General features: G+C 68.2%; 15 protein-coding genes. 6 read left to right on the top strand and 9 right to left on the bottom strand.

Annotation, left to right across the window (positions count from 1 at the left end):
* Positions 1–9: 9 nt before the first annotated feature.
* From J9314_RS15260 to J9314_RS15275, 4 genes are all read right to left on the bottom strand, one after another.
* The gene (locus J9314_RS15260) at positions 10–771 is read right to left on the bottom strand and encodes an enoyl-CoA hydratase-related protein (protein ID WP_210603191.1); all 762 of its coding nucleotides are present in this window, start codon (positions 769–771) and stop codon (positions 10–12) included.
* A gap of 337 nt (positions 772–1,108) precedes the next feature.
* Positions 1,109–1,702, bottom strand: a complete 594-nt coding sequence (locus tag J9314_RS15265) for a GNAT family N-acetyltransferase (protein WP_246490423.1) — start codon at positions 1,700–1,702, stop codon at positions 1,109–1,111.
* 59 nt (positions 1,703–1,761) lie between these two features.
* Positions 1,762–3,000 (bottom strand): trans-sulfuration enzyme family protein, encoded by a 1,239-nt coding sequence (locus tag J9314_RS15270; protein ID WP_210603193.1) that lies wholly within the window; start codon positions 2,998–3,000, stop codon positions 1,762–1,764.
* Positions 3,001–3,199: 199 nt separating this feature from the next.
* Positions 3,200–4,117 carry a LysR family transcriptional regulator gene (locus J9314_RS15275; protein WP_210603194.1) on the bottom strand — a complete coding sequence of 306 codons (918 nt, stop codon included), beginning with the start codon at positions 4,115–4,117 and terminating at the stop codon, positions 3,200–3,202.
* An 86-nt stretch (positions 4,118–4,203) separates the two neighbouring features.
* On the opposite strand from J9314_RS15275, the gene J9314_RS15280 reads away from it, so the two are divergent.
* Both J9314_RS15280 and J9314_RS15285 read left to right on the top strand, forming a co-directional pair.
* Positions 4,204–5,409, top strand: a complete 1,206-nt coding sequence (locus tag J9314_RS15280) for a YeiH family protein (protein ID WP_210603195.1) — start codon at positions 4,204–4,206, stop codon at positions 5,407–5,409.
* A gap of 223 nt (positions 5,410–5,632) precedes the next feature.
* Positions 5,633–7,084 carry an SLC13 family permease gene (locus J9314_RS15285; RefSeq protein WP_210603196.1) on the top strand — a complete coding sequence of 484 codons (1,452 nt, stop codon included), beginning with the start codon at positions 5,633–5,635 and terminating at the stop codon, positions 7,082–7,084.
* Between the two features lie 180 nt (positions 7,085–7,264).
* On the opposite strand, the gene J9314_RS15290 is transcribed toward J9314_RS15285, so the two are convergent.
* Positions 7,265–7,852, bottom strand: coding sequence for a GNAT family N-acetyltransferase (locus J9314_RS15290; RefSeq protein WP_210603197.1), 588 nt, complete (start codon positions 7,850–7,852; stop codon positions 7,265–7,267).
* 236 nt (positions 7,853–8,088) lie between these two features.
* Between J9314_RS15290 and J9314_RS15295 the strand changes: the two genes are divergently transcribed.
* Positions 8,089–8,415 carry a GNAT family N-acetyltransferase gene (locus tag J9314_RS15295; RefSeq protein ID WP_181272908.1) on the top strand — a complete coding sequence of 109 codons (327 nt, stop codon included), beginning with the start codon at positions 8,089–8,091 and terminating at the stop codon, positions 8,413–8,415.
* A gap of 108 nt (positions 8,416–8,523) precedes the next feature.
* Here J9314_RS15295 and J9314_RS15300 read toward each other — a convergent pair whose 3' ends face one another.
* Positions 8,524–9,066, bottom strand: a complete 543-nt coding sequence (locus J9314_RS15300; protein ID WP_210603198.1) for a DUF2306 domain-containing protein — start codon at positions 9,064–9,066, stop codon at positions 8,524–8,526.
* Between the two features lie 88 nt (positions 9,067–9,154).
* Here J9314_RS15300 and J9314_RS15305 point away from each other — a divergent pair, with 88 nt between their 5' ends.
* Positions 9,155–9,862, top strand: a complete 708-nt coding sequence (locus J9314_RS15305) for a MerR family transcriptional regulator (protein ID WP_210603199.1) — start codon at positions 9,155–9,157, stop codon at positions 9,860–9,862.
* A gap of 183 nt (positions 9,863–10,045) precedes the next feature.
* On the top strand, positions 10,046–11,503 hold the full coding sequence (locus tag J9314_RS15310) for an NAD-dependent succinate-semialdehyde dehydrogenase (protein WP_210603200.1): 1,458 nt from the start codon (positions 10,046–10,048) through the stop codon (positions 11,501–11,503).
* 169 nt (positions 11,504–11,672) lie between these two features.
* On the opposite strand, the gene shiA is transcribed toward J9314_RS15310, so the two are convergent.
* A complete protein-coding gene (gene shiA / locus J9314_RS15315) occupies positions 11,673–13,049 on the bottom strand; it encodes a shikimate transporter (protein ID WP_210603201.1) in 1,377 nt (458 codons plus the stop codon).
* 216 nt (positions 13,050–13,265) lie between these two features.
* On the opposite strand from shiA, the gene J9314_RS15320 reads away from it, so the two are divergent.
* A complete protein-coding gene (locus J9314_RS15320) occupies positions 13,266–13,775 on the top strand; it encodes a putative immunity protein (protein WP_210603202.1) in 510 nt (169 codons plus the stop codon).
* A gap of 184 nt (positions 13,776–13,959) precedes the next feature.
* Here the strand turns inward: J9314_RS15320 and J9314_RS15325 are convergent, their stop codons facing one another.
* Together J9314_RS15325 and J9314_RS15330 are read right to left on the bottom strand one after the other, a co-directional pair.
* A complete protein-coding gene (locus J9314_RS15325; protein ID WP_210603203.1) occupies positions 13,960–16,059 on the bottom strand; it encodes a hypothetical protein in 2,100 nt (699 codons plus the stop codon).
* Positions 16,060–16,206: 147 nt separating this feature from the next.
* Positions 16,207–16,812: a GNAT family N-acetyltransferase gene (locus J9314_RS15330; protein WP_246490424.1), complete on the bottom strand. Its 606-nt coding sequence runs from the start codon at positions 16,810–16,812 to the stop codon at positions 16,207–16,209.
* Positions 16,813–16,819 lie beyond the last annotated feature (7 nt).

Here is a 16,819-nt window from a genome sequence, read left to right on the forward strand (position 1 = left end):
GAGGTGGGGTCAGTCGCCGGTGAACGTCGGGGTCCGCTTTTCGAGGAAGGCGGCGACTCCCTCGACGAAGTCCTGCGAGGCCCGCAGCTGCCCCTGCCCCTCGACCTCCCGCGAGAAGGCGCCGTCGAGTTCGGTGAGCGTGGCGTCATTGATCGCCGCCTTCGCCGCGGCCATCGCCTGCGGTGCGCCTTTGGCCCACGCCGCAGCGAGCTCGGACGCGCGCATGAGGTGCTCCCCGGCGGGGACGACCTCGCTGGCCAGACCCCAGTCGAAGGCGTCGGCGGCGGGCAGTTTCTCCCCGGTCAGGGCCAGGCGCAGGGCACGGTGCCGACCGGCCGAGGCGGCGACGAGGGCAGTGGCACCGCCGTCGGGCATGAGGCCGATCTTCGTGAAGGGGAGCATGAGGTAGGACTTCTCACTCATGACGAGGTAGTCGCAGGCCAGAGCGAACGAGCAGCCGATTCCGGCGGCCGGTCCCGACACCGCGGCGATCGTGGGCACCGAGGCGTCGATGAGGCTGCGGATGATCGCATTCGCCTGGTCAAGTTCGATGCCCTGGCGTTCGGAGACTCCGCCCTGCAGGTCGGCCCCGGAGCTGAAGGCCCGGTCGTTGCCGGTGAGGACGATCGCTCGCGACTTCGCCTCCGCCTCGGTGACGGCCTCACCGATGGCCAGCACCGCCTCCTGAGTCAGCGCATTGAGACTCTCGGGCCGGTTGATCGTGACGGTGGTGACGTCACCACTGACGTTGACGAGAACGCTGTCGGACAATGCGACTCCTTACGTGCGATCCCGGTGACCCGTGCGGGCGGGCGATCCGGGCAGCTGTTGGCACTTCTGCTTCCGTGCACCCCAAGAGGCACACGTGCTTCCACCGCCACTTTAACGTACGTTAAGTTGATCTGCGTCACACGCCTAAGCGCCGGACAATGACACGCCTAGGCGCCCGGCAGCGACACGCCTAAGCGCCGGAGCGACGAGTTCGCGTCACCCGACCGGCGACCCTGCGTCGCGCGATGCTCGGGCGCGTCTCCTGGAGGTGGATCCACCGTGATTCGCGTCGGCATTTCGCGGTGGACCCACCTCCAGGAGAAATGCGGCACCGCCCTCAGCGCAGGGTCGCGTCCAGTTGAGCGGGAGTGAGCTCGCGGTCGGCGAAGACGAGTCGGATGGCAGCAGGGTCCGGGTTGCCGGCGTCCGGCGCCCGGTGGACGAGTTCGAAGCCGAGCTTGCGAGCGACCTGCGCCGAGGCGGTGTTGTGCTCGAGCAGATACGCCACGACCGGCAGTTCGGCGTCGATGGCTGCCGCCGCGTCGATCGCGTCGCGGGAGACCGCGGTCGCCAGTCCCCTCCCCTGAGTCTCGGGGCGGAACCGGTAGCCGAGGTTCCAGAATGCCCCGGGCACATTGCGTGAGGCGCCGGGCTCGGGTAACCCGCGCAGCGAGCAGCCGCAGTGGCCGAGGAGGTCGCCACGGGAGACGTCCCTGACCATCCACGGCCCGAGACCGTCGAGCTCCCATTGCTGAGTCAGCCGCGCGAGGATCGCCTTCGCCTCGCCCTTGCCCGTCATCCGACCGCTGGGCAGATGGGTCCACACGCGCGGGTCGGAATCAATAGCGAAGAACTCCTCGACATCCTCCGCGCTCGGTCGGTCGAGCACGTAACCCCGGGCATCCGGACGCTCACGGTGACCGGAAGGCACGCGGTGACCCGAACGTTCACCGTGACCCGAGCGGCCCCGATCCCCCGGAGTGTGCTCCATCAGCCCAACGCCGCCTCGAGGTCGGCCCACAGGTCTTCGAGATTCTCGATCCCCACGCTCAACCGGATCAGTCCCTCGGGCACCGTCTCCGGTTCGGCGGCGTGCCGACGCCGGCGTTCGATGAGGGATTCCACCCCGCCCAGGGAGGTCGCCGGGGTCCACAGTCGGACCGCCTCGGCGATGGCGGTGGCCTTCTCCGCCGTGTCGACGGTGAAGGCGATGATCGCGCCGAACCCATTCATCTGTGCGCTCGCGCGGGCATGGCCGGGGTCGTTCGGCAGGCCCGGGTAGCGGGTCTCGACGACGGCCGGATGGGCGGCGAGGCGTTCGGCGATGGCCTGGGCGTTGGTCTGCGCGCGGTCGAGGCGCACGGCCAGGGTGCGCAGCCCGCGCAGGGCCAGCCACACCTCGAAGGGTCCGGCGATTCCGCCGCGCATCGAGCGTTCGGTGTGCAGCTGCTCCCGCAGTTCAGGGCTGCTGGTCAGCACCGCCCCGAGTACGACGTCGGAGTGTCCGGCGAGGTACTTCGTCACCGAATGGACGACGACATCGGCGCCGAGGTCGAGCGGCGTCTGCAGCAGCGGCGTGGCGAAGGTGTTGTCGACGGCGACGAGGAACCCGCGGTCCTTCGCGGCCGCGATCAGCGCGGGAACGTCGGCTACCTCGAGCATCGGGTTCGTCGGCGATTCGATCCACAGCATGCCCGTCCCGGAAGCGGATGTGCCGTCCCCCGCCGAGGTGGTGGTGCCGTCGGCTGCCCCCGTTACCTCGGGCCCAGCCGACCTTGTCGAACCTGCGTGATCGAGTGCGGCGATGACCGCTTCGGTGTCGGCGATGTCGACGGTGACGAGGTCGAAGCCCTGCCGCTGCGCGATCTGCTCCGCCGAGGCGAGCGCTCCCTGATAGCTGTGCTTCGGGATGATGAGCGTGCCGCCGGCGGGGACGAGACTGATCGCTGCGGAGATCGCCGCCAGACCGGAGCCGAAGACCAGCCCGGGCAGGCTCGCATGTTCGAGCTGGGCGAGTGCCTCTTCGAAGGGTGACCACGCGGGGGTGTCGAAGCGGGCGTAGGCGTAGGGCGAGTTCTCGATGTCGCCGGCGCTGATGAACGTCGAGGACAGGTCGATCGGCGGGTTCACCGAGGCGCCGTCGACGCGAACCGGTCGTCCGGTTTCGACGACGATGGTGTCCGGAGCGAGTTCGGTGCGGCTGGTGGATGTGGACTCAGGCGTTGTCATGGTCCCCAATATAGAGGTGCATGCCCTCACGTGCAGAGGCGGTCCATTCCGCATCGTCGGTGCCCGCCGTACGAGATGAGCTGCCGGCACAGCCTCGACGCGGGCCCTGTTCCCGCAGCGGCGCGGCCCAGGCAGTGCACGCCGCGCGGTACATGCCGGCCGGCGCAATCCTGCCCCGCCACCCCTCACCGACGCCACGTCACCCGAGGCTGCGGACCATGTGCTCGAGCAGCAGGCGGGCCCCGGCGGACCGGCGGCGGCCGGGCGACCAGACGGCGTGGAGTTCGCGGGCGAGATCGACGGAGTCGTCGACGGGCAGCGGCAGCAGCCGTCCGGCCCGGAAGTCATCGCGCAGCGCGAGTTCGGAGAGCACCACGGGGGCGACGGCGGTGGCTGCGGCGATGCGCAAAGCGGAGTTCGATCCGTACTCTCCGGCCACGCGCACTCCCCCGACGCTCGCCAGGGCGGAGTCGATGGCCTCCCGAGTGCCCGAACCGACTTCCCTGACCAGCAGCGGAACTTCGGCGAGCGCCTCGGCGGTGATGGGCTTCGACCACGCCTCGGCGAAGCTCGGGGCACAGGCGATCATGAGTCGGTCGCGACCGACCACCTCGGCGGTGAGGTCGGAGGGCACGGACACGGATTCGATGAGCCCGAGGTCGACGCTCTGCCGGCGCACCCGGTCGATGACGGTGGCGGAGTTCTCCACGGACAGGCCGATCCCGATCTCCGGGTGGGCGGCGCGGAAGGTCGTGAGGTGGCGGGGCATGAGGTATTCGGCGACGGTGAGCGAGGCGCTGACCTTGACGGTGCCGGCGCGGGCGTCCTGGATCGCGCGGATGCCGGCGTTGAGGGTGTCATAGGCTTCGATGACCTTCGACCCCCATTCGGCCACGGCCTGGCCTTCGACGGTGAGCTCGGTTCCGCGCGGTGAGCGTCTGAGCAGCGGCACCTTGAGGTCACGTTCGAGATTGCGCAGGCTGCGCGAGGCATTCGGCTGGGCGAGGTCGAGCTTCGCCGCGGCCTGGCCGATCGAGCGCGCATTGCCGCTGAGGGCCACGAGCAGCCCCAACGCCTGCAGCTCCGGCCACTCCTTCATGTCCGTGAGGTCGTGCATATGCCCATCATGGCATATCAGATGAGTATGGGTTGACGCGGAATTGCCGTCTACCGCCCCATCGCAGGGGTTGTCAGACTGGGGACATGCACCGCATCATCTCTCTCCTTCCCGGACTCGCCGTCGCAGCCATCGCGACGGCGATCGCGTGGCCGATCTCCATGCTGCTGCCGGTCCTCTCCCCTCTGCTCGTGGCGATCGTGCTCGGCATCGCACTGGGCAACCTCGTGCCCGACCTGCCCGAGAGGTTCCTGTCCGGATTGAATTTCGCGGCGAAACCGCTGCTGCGCGTGGGCATCGTCGCCCTCGGCGCGCAGGTCGTGCTCGGTGACATCCTCGACCTCGGCTGGCTCGTCCTCGTGCTCGCCGCCGTCATCGTCGCCGCCGGAATCTGCTCGGCGCTGGCGCTCGCGCGCCCGTTGCGAGTCGACCGTGACCTTGCCGTGCTCATCGGCTGCGGCTTCGGCATCTGCGGGGCTGCAGCCGTGGCCGGCGTCGAATCGACCCTGCGCTCGAAGAAGGAGGACGTCGCCGCCGCAATCGGGCTCGTCGTCCTCTTCGGCACCCTGATGATCGCGATCATCCCGTCCTTGGCGACCGCCTTCGGGCTCGCCCCGGCCACCGCTGGCATGTGGGGCGGGGCGTCGACCCACGAGGTGGCCCAGGTCGTGGCGATCGGCGGCATCATCGGCCCCGCCGCCCTCGAGGTCGCCGTCCTCGTCAAGCTCGCCCGCGTCATCATGCTCGCCCCCACCGTCGCCGTGTTCAGCTACGCGGTGCGCCGCAGCGAGGCCAAGGCGCACGCGAATGCGCAGTCGGATTCGAATGCACAGTCCACCCTCGCCGAGGCGGGGGCCGGGTCGAGCTTCGACCCCGAGGCAGGTGCCCGGTCGAGCTTCGACCCCGAGCCGGGTGCCCGGTCGGGCTCGAATGGTACGGCCGGCTCAGATGGAGCCGGGTCCGGCACGGCCTGTTCAGCCGGCACCGACTCGGGTGCGGCTCGCACCGCTGCGGCACCTGCGAAGACTGCACGGCCGCCGATCGTGCCCCTGTTCGTTCTCGGCTTCCTCGCCATGGCGGCGCTGCGCACCTTCGGTCTGCTGCCGGAGTTCGCGGTCACCGGGCTCGGCTGGATCCAGACGGTGTGCCTGGCCATGGCGATGTTCGCCCTCGGCCGCGGCGTGCAGTGGCGGGCGCTGAAGAACCTCGGCGCACGCCCCCTCGCCCTGGCCGCAGCGGTCACGATCATCGTCGGGATCATCGGCCTCGGCGGAGCACTCCTCCTCACCTGAGACCGCCCCCAAACTACTACCTGACGACGGCTCAGCAACCTGGCGCGAAGTTGCTGAGCCGCCGTCAGGTAGTTCTGGGGCCACCTCGGCGAGGGTGTGCCGTTTATCGGGATTCTGCGACGGGTCGGGCACGCCTGCCGCGTACCGGCGAGTAGGGCTGGTAGTGTCTCACAGCGAATCAGCCAGCGATGCACAGTGTCGCTTCAGCCTTCTCGAGGACATCATGCTCACCCAGATCATCGCCCTGCTCATCTTCGTGGCACTCTTCGCCGTCGGCGCAGTCCGCGGCGTCCAGATCGGCGTGCTCATGCTCGTCGGCGCCGCCGGCACCGGACTGCTGTTCACCGACATGGTCGTCGATGACATCATCGCCGAGTTCCCGCTCGACATCATGGTCCTCCTCGCGGGAGTGACCTACTTCTTCGCCATCGCCCAGGAGAACGGCACCGTCGATCGGATCATCGACTGGGCCCTCGAACGCGTCGGCTCCTCAGCAGTGCTCCTGCCCGCGGTCTTCTTCGTCATCACCGGCTGCATCGCCGCGATGGGCGCACCGCTTGCGGGCCTCGTCATGATGCCTGTGGGCATGCAGGTCGCCCGCAAGTACGAGGTCGACTACGCGCTCATGGGACTGGCGATCTGCTTCGCCATCGGCGCCGGCGGCTTCGCCCCGACCAGTCTCTACGGCATCGTCACCTACAGCACCGCACGCGGGGCCGGCATCGACCTCTCCCCCTATGTGCTCTTCGGCATCGCCGTGGTCACGTATCTCATCATGCTCGTCGTCGCCTACTTCATGTACGGTCGGTCGCTGTTCGGCCGGAAGTCCGCCGTTGCTGTCGCGACCGGCGCAGGGTCCGCCGGTTCGGACGGCGACGGTGCCGGTTCGGATGGTGCCGGTGCGGGAGCCGCCGCCGATACCAGCGGCACCACAGCGGGTGCGAGCTCACGCATCTCCCGCGGCTCCGCCTCGGCGACGAAGGTGGCCTTCGGTGAGGACGACGAGGACGAAGCGCTCTTCGACTCCTCGAGCTCGGAGCACACCGGCGACTCCGCACCCTTCACGTTCGTGCAGATCCTCACCGTCATCTTCATGATCGGCCTCGTCGGCAGCGTCGTGGTCCTCGCCGCTCTCGGCAATGATCCCGACATCGGCCTGCTGTGCTTCCTCTTCGGCGCGATCCTCTCCCTCGTCGACCCGAAGACCGGCAAGGCGGCGCTGCCGAAGATCGACTGGTCGACGGTGCTGCTCGTCGGCGGCATCATCACCTTCGTCGGGGTGCTGCAGAACATGGGAGCCGTCGACCTCCTTGGCGAAGGTGCCGAGTCGATCGGTTCGCCGCTCATCGCGGCCTTCGTCCTCTGCATCGTCGGCGGGCTCGTGTCCGCGTTCGCCTCCACCACAGGCATTCTCGCGGCCCTCGTGCCACTGGCCCTACCGCTCATCGCCGCAGGTGGAGTGCCCGGTTGGGCGCTCATCGCGGCACTGGGCGTGTGCTCGGCCGTCGTCGACGTCTCACCGTTCTCCACCCTCGGTGCCACCGTCGTCGCCACCGCCCCGACCGAGGACAAGCCGCGTCTGACGCGCATCCTCGTGAAGTTCGGCATGTCGATGGTCGTCATCGGGCCCGTCGCCCTGGTCGGCGGCCTCGTCGTGCCCGCAATGCTGTTCTGAGGTTGACTGTCCGCCTTGCGGGCGATGCCCGCGGGATTTCGCAGCGTTGAGCGCTTCGCGAAGACCACTGAGTGGGCGTTTTGGTCGGGTCCAGAGCAACAGAATCCGACCAAAACGCCCACCTATGAGGCCGGCACCGGCGCGAGCCCAGCGCAGGCTCCGGCACCGTCAGCCTGCCCCTCAGCTCAGCGGCTTGAGCAGCAGCACGAACTCCAAATCGTCGACCTTCGGGACACCGAAGCGCTCGTCGCCGTAGGGGAAGGGTTCGACCCCACCGGTGCGCTCGTAGCCTCGGCGCTCGTAGTAGGCGATGAGTTCTTCGCGCTTGTTGATCACGCTCATCCGCATCGCGTGCGCGCCCCAGCGTTCGGACACCCACGCCTCGGCGAGGTTCATCAGCGCCGACCCCACGCCCTTGCCCTGGCCCAGCGGCGAGACCGCGAGCACGCCGAGGTAGGCCTCCCCGTTCTCGGGTTCGCGCAGGTACACGCTGGCCACGGCCCGCCCCTGTCCGTCGCGGACGAGCAGGATCACGGAGTCGGTCTCGGCGTGCATCTCCTCGGCCATCGGGACGTCGAGGCGCTGCCCGCCGAGGATGTCCGCCTCGGTGGTCCAGCCCTGCTTCGAGCCCTCCCCGCGGTAGGCCGAGGACACCAGTTCGACATAGTCGGCGATGTCGGCCTCGGTAAGCTCGGTGACCTCGTACCCGGCCTCATGGAGGATCATTTCGTGCGCATCGACCATGGTGACCGGGGTGGGTGAGGACATGTGACCGACTCCTTCGCGAGCGTTCGACTGGGTTGCCGCCGGGCGAACCCGACCATTGCGTCTTTGTTCATCAGGCTAGTCGGTTTCCCGACTGCAGAACTATAGTGTCAGAGGTCAGGACAGATCGACACCGATCGTCCGCCGCAGTACCGACCATCGCTGCGCCGCCGGGTACCGTCCCAGCGCCGCGGACGCCGCCACAGTGCCGCCGGGCACGGACATTCGAGAGGAATGACATGGACTTCGAGGTCAACGGAGAGACCTTCACCGTCGCCGAGGATGCCGCCGCCCACCGCTTCACCGTCTCCCATGACGGCGCGGTCATCGGCGTCGCGGACTACATCGACCGCGAGGCCGGCCCCGACGACACTGCCGAGGGCACGGTCCGCACCTTCACCCACACCGAGGTCTCCCCCGAATGGGGCGGGCGCGGGCTCGCCGCGAAGCTCGTGCGCTTCGCGCTTGAGACCAGCGCCGAGGCGGGGCTGAAGTTCCGGACGACGTGCTCCTATGTGCACAATTTCCTGCAGAAGAACACGGAGTTCGACGCGAACGTCGCCTGAGGGCGGTATCGCTTTCGCTCCGAACGTCGTCTTCGACGCGCGGTCATCTTCGACGCGCGGTCATCTTCGACGCGCGGCTGTGTCACAGCCGACCGGCAGGTGCCGGCGTCATACCGCCGGCGCTGCAGCTGCACCGGAAGGAGCAGGCGTCGGATCCGTCGGCACTGCAACGCCGATGACTGCCGACACACGATCCTGCCCGGAGACGAAGCGCAGAACGTAGACCGCCCAGGCCGTGACCAGCACGATCACCAGGGCCACGAGCGACCACAGCAGTCCCGGATCACTGACGGCCAGCCGCGGGATATCACGGCCGGGGATGATCGCGGCGAAGATGCCCGCGGTCAGCGCACCCAGGTACGAGCCGACCATCATGAAGATGTGGCGGCGGACCTTGCCGCGGCGAATGGCGATGACGCCGAGGGTCGTGGAGATGAAGGTCCAGATCGCCAACGCGTGGAAGGCGGTGAACGATCCGGTCAGAGAGTAGATGAACATTCCGCTGACGCACACGAAGTACATGAGGATGACCCAGGACCGGCCGATGAAGCGGTGCTTGCGGTCCTTGGTGCGGCGGAGGATCTGAATCGGGCCCAGCAGAACGACACCCGAGGCGGCAATGGCGTGGATGGCTACGAACAATGTGGACATACAGTTAAGATAGTGTCGCTAACCAATAGCGGCAACGTAGATAGTTCGGGCTGTACTCACTATCCGATGCGGCGAAGAGAGGTCTGTGATGAAACTCAGCGCTCTGGCTGCAGCCACGGGGGTCTCCACCGCGAGCATCAAGTACTACATCCATGAGGGACTCCTGCCGCCCGGCCGGAAGAAGAATGCGACCACGGCCGTCTACGACGACTCGCATCTCCACCGGCTCACGCTCATCAGGTGGCTGCGCGATGAGCTGTCCATCCCGATCACCGGCATCGCCGAACTCACCCGGGCCATTGACGATGACTCACTGTCGACGATCGAGCTGATGGGCATCTGTCAGGAACTCGCCCTACGCGGAAACTCCGGGCTTCCCGCCTCGGCGCTGCGTGCTCCGGGATCCGCACCTTATGCCCTCAAGTCGACCACGGGCGATGACATCACAGGCGGCGCCGCGACGCCGCCGGACCGCTTCGACGAGATCGTCGACGAGGCCCTCGACCGCCTCGGCTGGCCGGACGAGGAATCGGCCGCCAGGACTGCGCTGACCCGAGTCCTCGCGATGACAGATGCCGCCGGCTACCGCGTCGACGTCGATTCGGTCGTCGCTCAGTGCCAGGCCATCGCCTCGGTCGCCCGGGACAACATCCGCCCCATCGGCCCCGAACTCAGTCGGGACGAGGTCTGCCTCCGCGTGATCCGCGGAATCACGATGCACAATCGCCAACTGATCGCCACCAGCGCACTCACCCACGCCTCCCTGTCGATCCTGGCACGTCAGCCGCGCGACTGAGGTTCCCGAGCGACGAATTCCGCAGTGTGCGCGGGCCTCATGCCCCCTACACGCGCGGGGCTCAGGCCCCTACACTGAGAGGGCCGCACGCTCGATCGCCGCCGAGGGCCGCCCGAAACGGTTCGTCCTTCGCGCCCAACGACGACGCGGTTCCGCTCTGACGACAACCAAGGAGATCCCGTCGTGGACATCACCCCGATCATCGACACTCTCAACACCGGACTGTTCATCGACGGACAGTGGCGCGAGGCCGAAGGCGGCAAGACCCTCGAAGTTCTCAATCCCGCCACCGGCGAGGTCATCACCACCGTGGCCGACGGCTCGGCCGCCGACGCCGAAGCCGCCATCAAGGCTGCCGGTGACGCCCAGGCCTCATGGGCGGCAACCCCACCGCGCGAGCGCGCCGAGATCCTCCGCCGCGCCTTCGAACTCCTCATCGAACGCGCCGACGACATCGCCGCGGTGATGACCGCGGAGATGGGCAAGCCCTTCGCCGAGTCGAAGGGCGAGGTCACCTATGGTGCCGAGTTCTTCCGCTGGTTCTCCGAGGAGGCCGTGCGCGTCTCCGGCGACTTCATGCAGTCGACCGACGGCAAGAACCGCCTCATGGTCTCCCGCGAACCGGTCGGGCCCTGCATCCTCGTCACCCCGTGGAACTTCCCGCTGGCGATGGGGACCCGCAAGATCGGGCCGGCCATCGCCGCCGGCTGCACCATGGTCTTCAAGCCCGCGAAGCTGACCCCGCTGACCTCGCTCATGCTCGTCGACGTGCTGGACGAGGCGGGGCTGCCCGCAGGTGTGCTCAACATCGTCACTTCGGAGTCGGCTCGCCGCGTCGTCACCCCGTGGATGGAGGCGGGCATCGCCCGCAAGATCACGTTCACCGGCTCGACCGAGGTCGGCGTCAGCCTGCTCAAGCAGGCCGCCGACAATGTCATGAAGACCTCGATGGAGCTGGGCGGCAATGCCCCGTTCGTCGTCTGCGAGGATGCCGATCTCGACAAGGCCGTCACCGGTGCCGTGCTCGCGAAGATGCGCAACGGCGGCGAGGCCTGCACCGCGGCCAACCGCCTGTTCGTCCACTCGGCCGTGGCCGAGGAGTTCTCGACCAAGCTCGCCGAGCGCCTCGGATCGATGCAGGTGGGCAACGGCCTCGATGAAGGCACCGAGGTGGGGCCGCTCGTCGATCAGGATTCCCTGGACAAGGTCGCCGAACTCGTCGACGACGCCGTGGCCAAGGGCGCGAAGGTCCTCACCGGCGGCAAGAGGATCGAAGGCAAGGGCTACTTCTTCGACCCGACCGTCATCACCGAGGTGCCCGCCGACTCCGCGATCCGGACCACCGAGATCTTCGGCCCCGTCGCCCCGATCGTCACCTTCGACACCGACGAGGAGGCCATGGCCCTGGCGAACGAGACCGAGTACGGTCTGGCCGGCTACCTGTTCAGCGAGAACATCGAGCGGGCACTCAGCCTCGCCGAGAAGCTCGAGGTCGGCATGGTCGGCCTCAACACCGGTCTCGTCTCGAACCCGGCGGCACCGTTCGGCGGAGTGAAGATGTCCGGACTCGGCCGCGAGGGCGGACGCGTCGGCATCGACGAGTTCCTCGAGATCAAGTACGTGGCCACACCCCGCGCCTGATCAGACGCGGCCCCTGAGCCAGCCGCTACGGAACCTCGTCGAGCGTGAGCGCCGCTGACTCGAGTCACCAGGAGAGCCGCCGGTCGTGGACATGTCCACGACCGGCGGCTCTCCTACTGTCGCCTCAGTCTCGAATGTACTGTCAGCCCCGTGAACCTGAAATGGGCCGTCAGCCCAGTGAACGCGCCGATCTGTCGGTGCCCGGTGTCGCCGACGCTTGCGCATCGCTCTGCGCCACGTGCCACTGGCGGACGAGGTAGAGGGCGACGGCGATCGAGATGAGGCAGCCACCACCGAGGTACGCCGCTACGAGGTACCACGATCCGTCACCGACGCCGACGAGGAAGGTCGCAATGAACGGCGTGAAGCCCCCGGCGATCGCGCTGGCGAGCTGGTAGCCGACACCCGCACCGCTGTAGCGGAACTCCGGGCTGAACATCTCGGCGAAGAGCGGCTGCTGCACGCTGACGACGGCGTCGTGGGCGATGTTGACCAGCAGGACCGCGAAGATGACGATGGCGACGATGCTGCCGGATTCGAGTGCGAAGAAGAAGGGCACTGCGCTGAGCAGCCCGACGAAGCCGCCGGTCAGGTAGACGCGCAACCGTCCGAATCTGTCGGAGAGGTAGGCGAAGGCCGGGATGGTGACGATGCCGAGACCGCCGACGAGGAGGGTGATGTTGAGCATGACCTGCCTGTCGAGGCCGAGTTCCTCGGTCGAATACGACAGCGCGAACGTCGTGACGATGTACATCGTCAGCAGCTCGATGAACCGCAGCCCGACGATCTGGGCGATCTGAGCGGGGAAGCGTTTGAACGCCTCGAACAGCGGCACTGTGGCGACCTTGTCCTCTTCGGCGTTCTTCACCCGTTCGAGGTACTCCTCGGACTCTTCGACACCGGCCCGGATCCAGAGTCCGATGAGGACGAGCACAGCGCTGAAGATGAAGGGGATGCGCCATCCCCATGCGAGGAAGGCCTCCTGGGAGAAGTTGCCGCTCAGCAGAGCGACGAAGCCGGTGGCCAGGAGCAGACCGAACGAGTACCCCATCTGCACGCCACTGGAGAAGAACGCCCGCAGCTTCGACGGAGCGCTCTCGACGGCCATGAGGGCCGCGCCTCCCCACTCGCCGCCGACGGCGACACCCTGGATGCAGCGCAGCGTCACAAGCAGGGCCGGAGCCACCCACCCGACGGACTGATAGGTGGGCAGCACACCGATGAGGGCGGTGGCGACGCCCATGATCGTCATCGTCCAGATGAGCATGGACTTCCGACCGAGGCGGTCGCCGAAATGGCCGAAGATGATGCCGCCGAGCGGACGGAAGACGAAGCCGACGCCGAAGGTCGCGAAGGCCGCGAGCGTTCCCGCGTGTGCGCTGTAGCCGGGGAAGAAGAGCTCACCGAAGACGAGGGCGGCGACGATCCCGTAGAGGAGGAAGTCGTACCACTCCACCACGGCGCCGATGAACGATCCCACTGCGGCGCGACGTGCCCTTCTGGCTCCTGCCTGGTCACCGGCATTGTGGCTCTCGGCTGCGGACATGCGTGCCTCCTTGCAGGGCTTGAGTGGTCGGCGCACCATCGCGGGTTGACAGCCGGAATCATCGCTGAGAACAGTAGCATGGGGAACCCAGGGCGCCTGATCGGTGTCCGCCGTCGGCCGCGGCCGCACCGTATGCCGCGACCGCACCGCGCCGAGGTGTCCCGGCCCACCGCGCAGAGACACCGGCCCATCGCGCAGAGACAGGAGGGGCTCCGTATGATCCTCCCCGAGGTCCGTGATCCGCGGATGATCACCATTCGCCGAGGCGGCTCCCTCACCGATGACCACCATCGACTTCTCGCCCTGTGGGCCGCCGACTGCGCCGAGCAGGTCCTCCCGTTCTTCACAGCCGTCTGCCCGGAGGATACTCGGCCCGAGCAGGCCATCGCCGCGGCTCGAGCCTGGACGGCCGGTGAGATGCCGATGATAACCGCTCGCGCCGCAGGCGGGCATGCGATGGGCGCGGCCAGGCCGCTCACGGGTCCGGCCCGCTTCGCCGCGTATGCGGCAGGGCAGGCGGCCTGCGTCGGCCACGTCGCCGAGCACGACCTCGGTGCTGCCGCGTATGCGATCAAGGCCGCCCGCGGTCCGAAGCAGTCCGACTTCGCAGCGGGACGGTCAGAACTTCGGTGGCAGCGACAACGGCTCCCGGGCGAGGTCCGTGAGCTCGTCCTCGAGGATCAGCGCCGCCGGAACGCCATCTGCTGGTCGGTCTTCACCGACTGATCGGCACACCCTGCCCCGAAATACTCACCGAAGAACGTGAGTCGTTGAGAACAAGGTGTGCAGCTTCAGTGGTCGATGATACGACGCCTGCCCGGGCTGCGAGTCGAGTGCGCCGCGACCACACCGATGTGGGTCAGTCCCGACCGCGGCGAGGGCCGTCAGCCCCCGCCCACGCCGAAGTGCGTCAGGCCCGTCGGCGGGCCAGCACGTCGTTGACGGCGCCGAGGTCGGCGGCGTTGTTCGTGCGGATCGCCTTGCGTCCGTGTCCGAGCGGCCCTTCTTCGCGGGCGGAGTCGCTGAGCTCCGGACGGTACCCGAGTTCGGCGGCGAACTGAGCGGCGATGTCCTCACGGCTGCGCGCCTCGGTCTCATACGAACTGGCGTCGGCCGCCGTCGCCGAGGGCGCCTGGTGCTCGGCCTCGGGAGCGCCGACGTAGCTGGGGACCGGCAGGGGCGTCGGCGACCATCCGTCACGGGACTTCAGTCGCTGCATGAACGGGTCGTCGACCTTCGGGGCAGCCGCATTCAGTGCCGCATGCACGTCCGCGTCGACGCTGGCCCGGCCGCTCTCCGCCGCGGGGGCATCGGCGTCGAGGTCGGACCCGAGCGAGACCGGAGCCTCTGTCGCGTCCTTCTCAGCGGCCCGGGTCTCGGAGGCCCGGGCCTCGGAAGTCCGGGTCTCGGCGGAGGTCGTCGCCGTCTCGGACGGGTCATCCTCAGCGGAAGGAACGATCGAAGAGTCGGCAGCGTCAGTGGACGGTTCAGCGGCGTCGGCGGCCGCCTCGGCGGAGGCTTCCTCCTTGACGACCGGGATCGGCCCGGTGAGCAGGACTTGGCGGGTTGTGTGTCCCTCGCTGGCTTCCTTGCGGACGCGCACGAGGGGGATCTCACCGGTGTCGGCTTCCTCGCGGGCCTTGGCTTCGGTGCTGTGGGCCATCGCGGCCCGGGCCTGTGCGGCCTTCGTCGATCCGTTCTTCGCCTGCGCTGCGGCCGCGATCCGGGCGGCAGTTCCGCTCGAGGTCGACGCCGAGGCGGCCGACCGTGCCGCGGTGCGGGTGCGTGCCGTCGTCCGATCCGGGGCAGGCTGCTGGGTGGACGGGGCCGCCTGCCGGGCGGACGGTGCCGACTGCTTGGCAACCGGGGCGGGTTGCTCGTCGACCGGCGCGGGCGCCGACGCCTGGGCACCAGCGGCCGCGTGGCTCTGCTGCTTCTTCACCGGCACCGTCTGCGCGGATCGCCGCGGCGACCGGTCGAGCCGGCGCAGCTTCTTCTTCACATCGGCCTTGCGCAGGTTGAGGGTGCGCACGAGGAACAGGGAGACGACCGCGAGGCCGAGGAAGACACCGGCCAACGCGATGTGGACGACCGAGAAGAGTGCGAGCACGCTCGTGACGAGGATGCCGAGCACCGATGCGAGGAACACCAGGGCGAATCCCCTGACCATCGTGTTCAGCGACTTCAGGGACTCCCGCAGGGTCGTTGCTTGCTCAGTCATCGCGTGTTCCTCATCGTCTCCGACGTTCGGATTGGAAATCTGTGGTTCGTCTGCCTTCGGGACACCGTCGCCGAGGTGGCCGCCCCGGCCCGTGCCCGATCCGCCGGCGCCTGGTGCGCCGCCTCGGTCGGCCGGCCCGATCGTCGATAGGGCGCCTGCCGCAGGCGACTGCGCATGCGGCGGATGCTGCTGTGCAGTTCGACCCTGCCCGGCCTGCGGATCACTCTGCCGGCCACCCGATGAGCCGGATCCGCGGGCGGAGTCATTGAACACAGCGTGGACGGCAGGGTGGAGCGTCCGCACATTGCCGACTCCGCTGTGGTTGCCGACCCCGTTCTGCCCGGTGACTCCACCATGACCGGCGACCGCGCCATAGCTGCCGGCTGGATGCTCGGTCGGGTAGGCCGAGTGGGACTCACCGACCGCGATCGGCATGACGTGGAGCTGGGACTCATCGGCCGCCTCGGCGATGGTCGTCGCTTCCGCCTGACCGTCGATGACGGAGAAATCGGGCGTCGACGACAGGCTCAGCTGCGGTGCGGCTTCAGTGCGGGAGACATCCGGCAGCGGCACGGACGGGGTCTTGCGAGGTTTGTCGTGGAAGACCTGGGTGCGCACCGAATGGTCGTGCCCGGGAATCGGGGTTGTCGCGGAGACGACGGCCGCGTTGTCGGGGACCGTGTCGATTTCGGCGCGCGAGAGCTCCGTCGCGGACTTCCGAATCATTGCGGGCACAGCAACGGCGAAGACCACGACGATGGCGATGACGACGATGATGCTGGTGTCCACAATGCCACCCTAAGTTGCAGGCATCGGCGAAGACGTGAGCGCAGGTGGTGTGTCGGTCAAACAGGTGCGAAGTTCACAGAATTCCCAGGTGGTGCGGGCACGTGCCGCGCCGCCGCGCACACCGGCTCAGCTCGCCGCACGCTCAGCTCAGCTCGCTGCTCCTCCGGAGGTGCCGTGCCGATACGCCCCGAGCAGGCCCTGCGGGACGTCTTCGGACAGCAGCGCGAAGGTGCGGTGGTCGCACCACTGTCCGTCGATGTGCATGTATCGGGTGCGCAGCCCTTCGTCGCGGAAGCCGAGCTTGTCGACCACCCGCAGGCTGGCCGTATTCTCGGGGCGGATGTTGATCTCGACGCGGTGGAGGCCGAGGGCGAAGAAGCAGTGGTCGGCGGCCATCGCCACCGCGATCGGGGTGATGCCGCGGCCGGCCACGCGGGAGTCGATCCAGTAGCCGATCTGCCCGGACAGGATGGATCCCCAGCTCAGTCCGGATACGGTGATCTGGCCGCGGAAGTCCCCGCCGACCTCGATGGCGAAGGGCACGGTCTGGCCGCGTTTGGCCTGCCGGTCCTGCATGCGCACCATGGTGCGGAATCCCGGCAGCTCCTGGCCGGGTGCCGGCAGGGTCGCATCCCACGGTCGCAGCCAGTCGCGGTTGAAGCGGCGGACCTCACGCCACGCCTGCTCATCGCGTCGGCGCAGCGGTCGCAGCACGATATCGGACTGTCGATCAGTCAGGATGACGGGCCACACCAGGCGT

The sequence above is a fragment of the Brevibacterium oceani genome, assembly GCF_017948325.1.
In the GTDB taxonomy this organism is placed as follows: Bacteria; Actinomycetota; Actinomycetes; order Actinomycetales; family Brevibacteriaceae; genus Brevibacterium; species Brevibacterium oceani.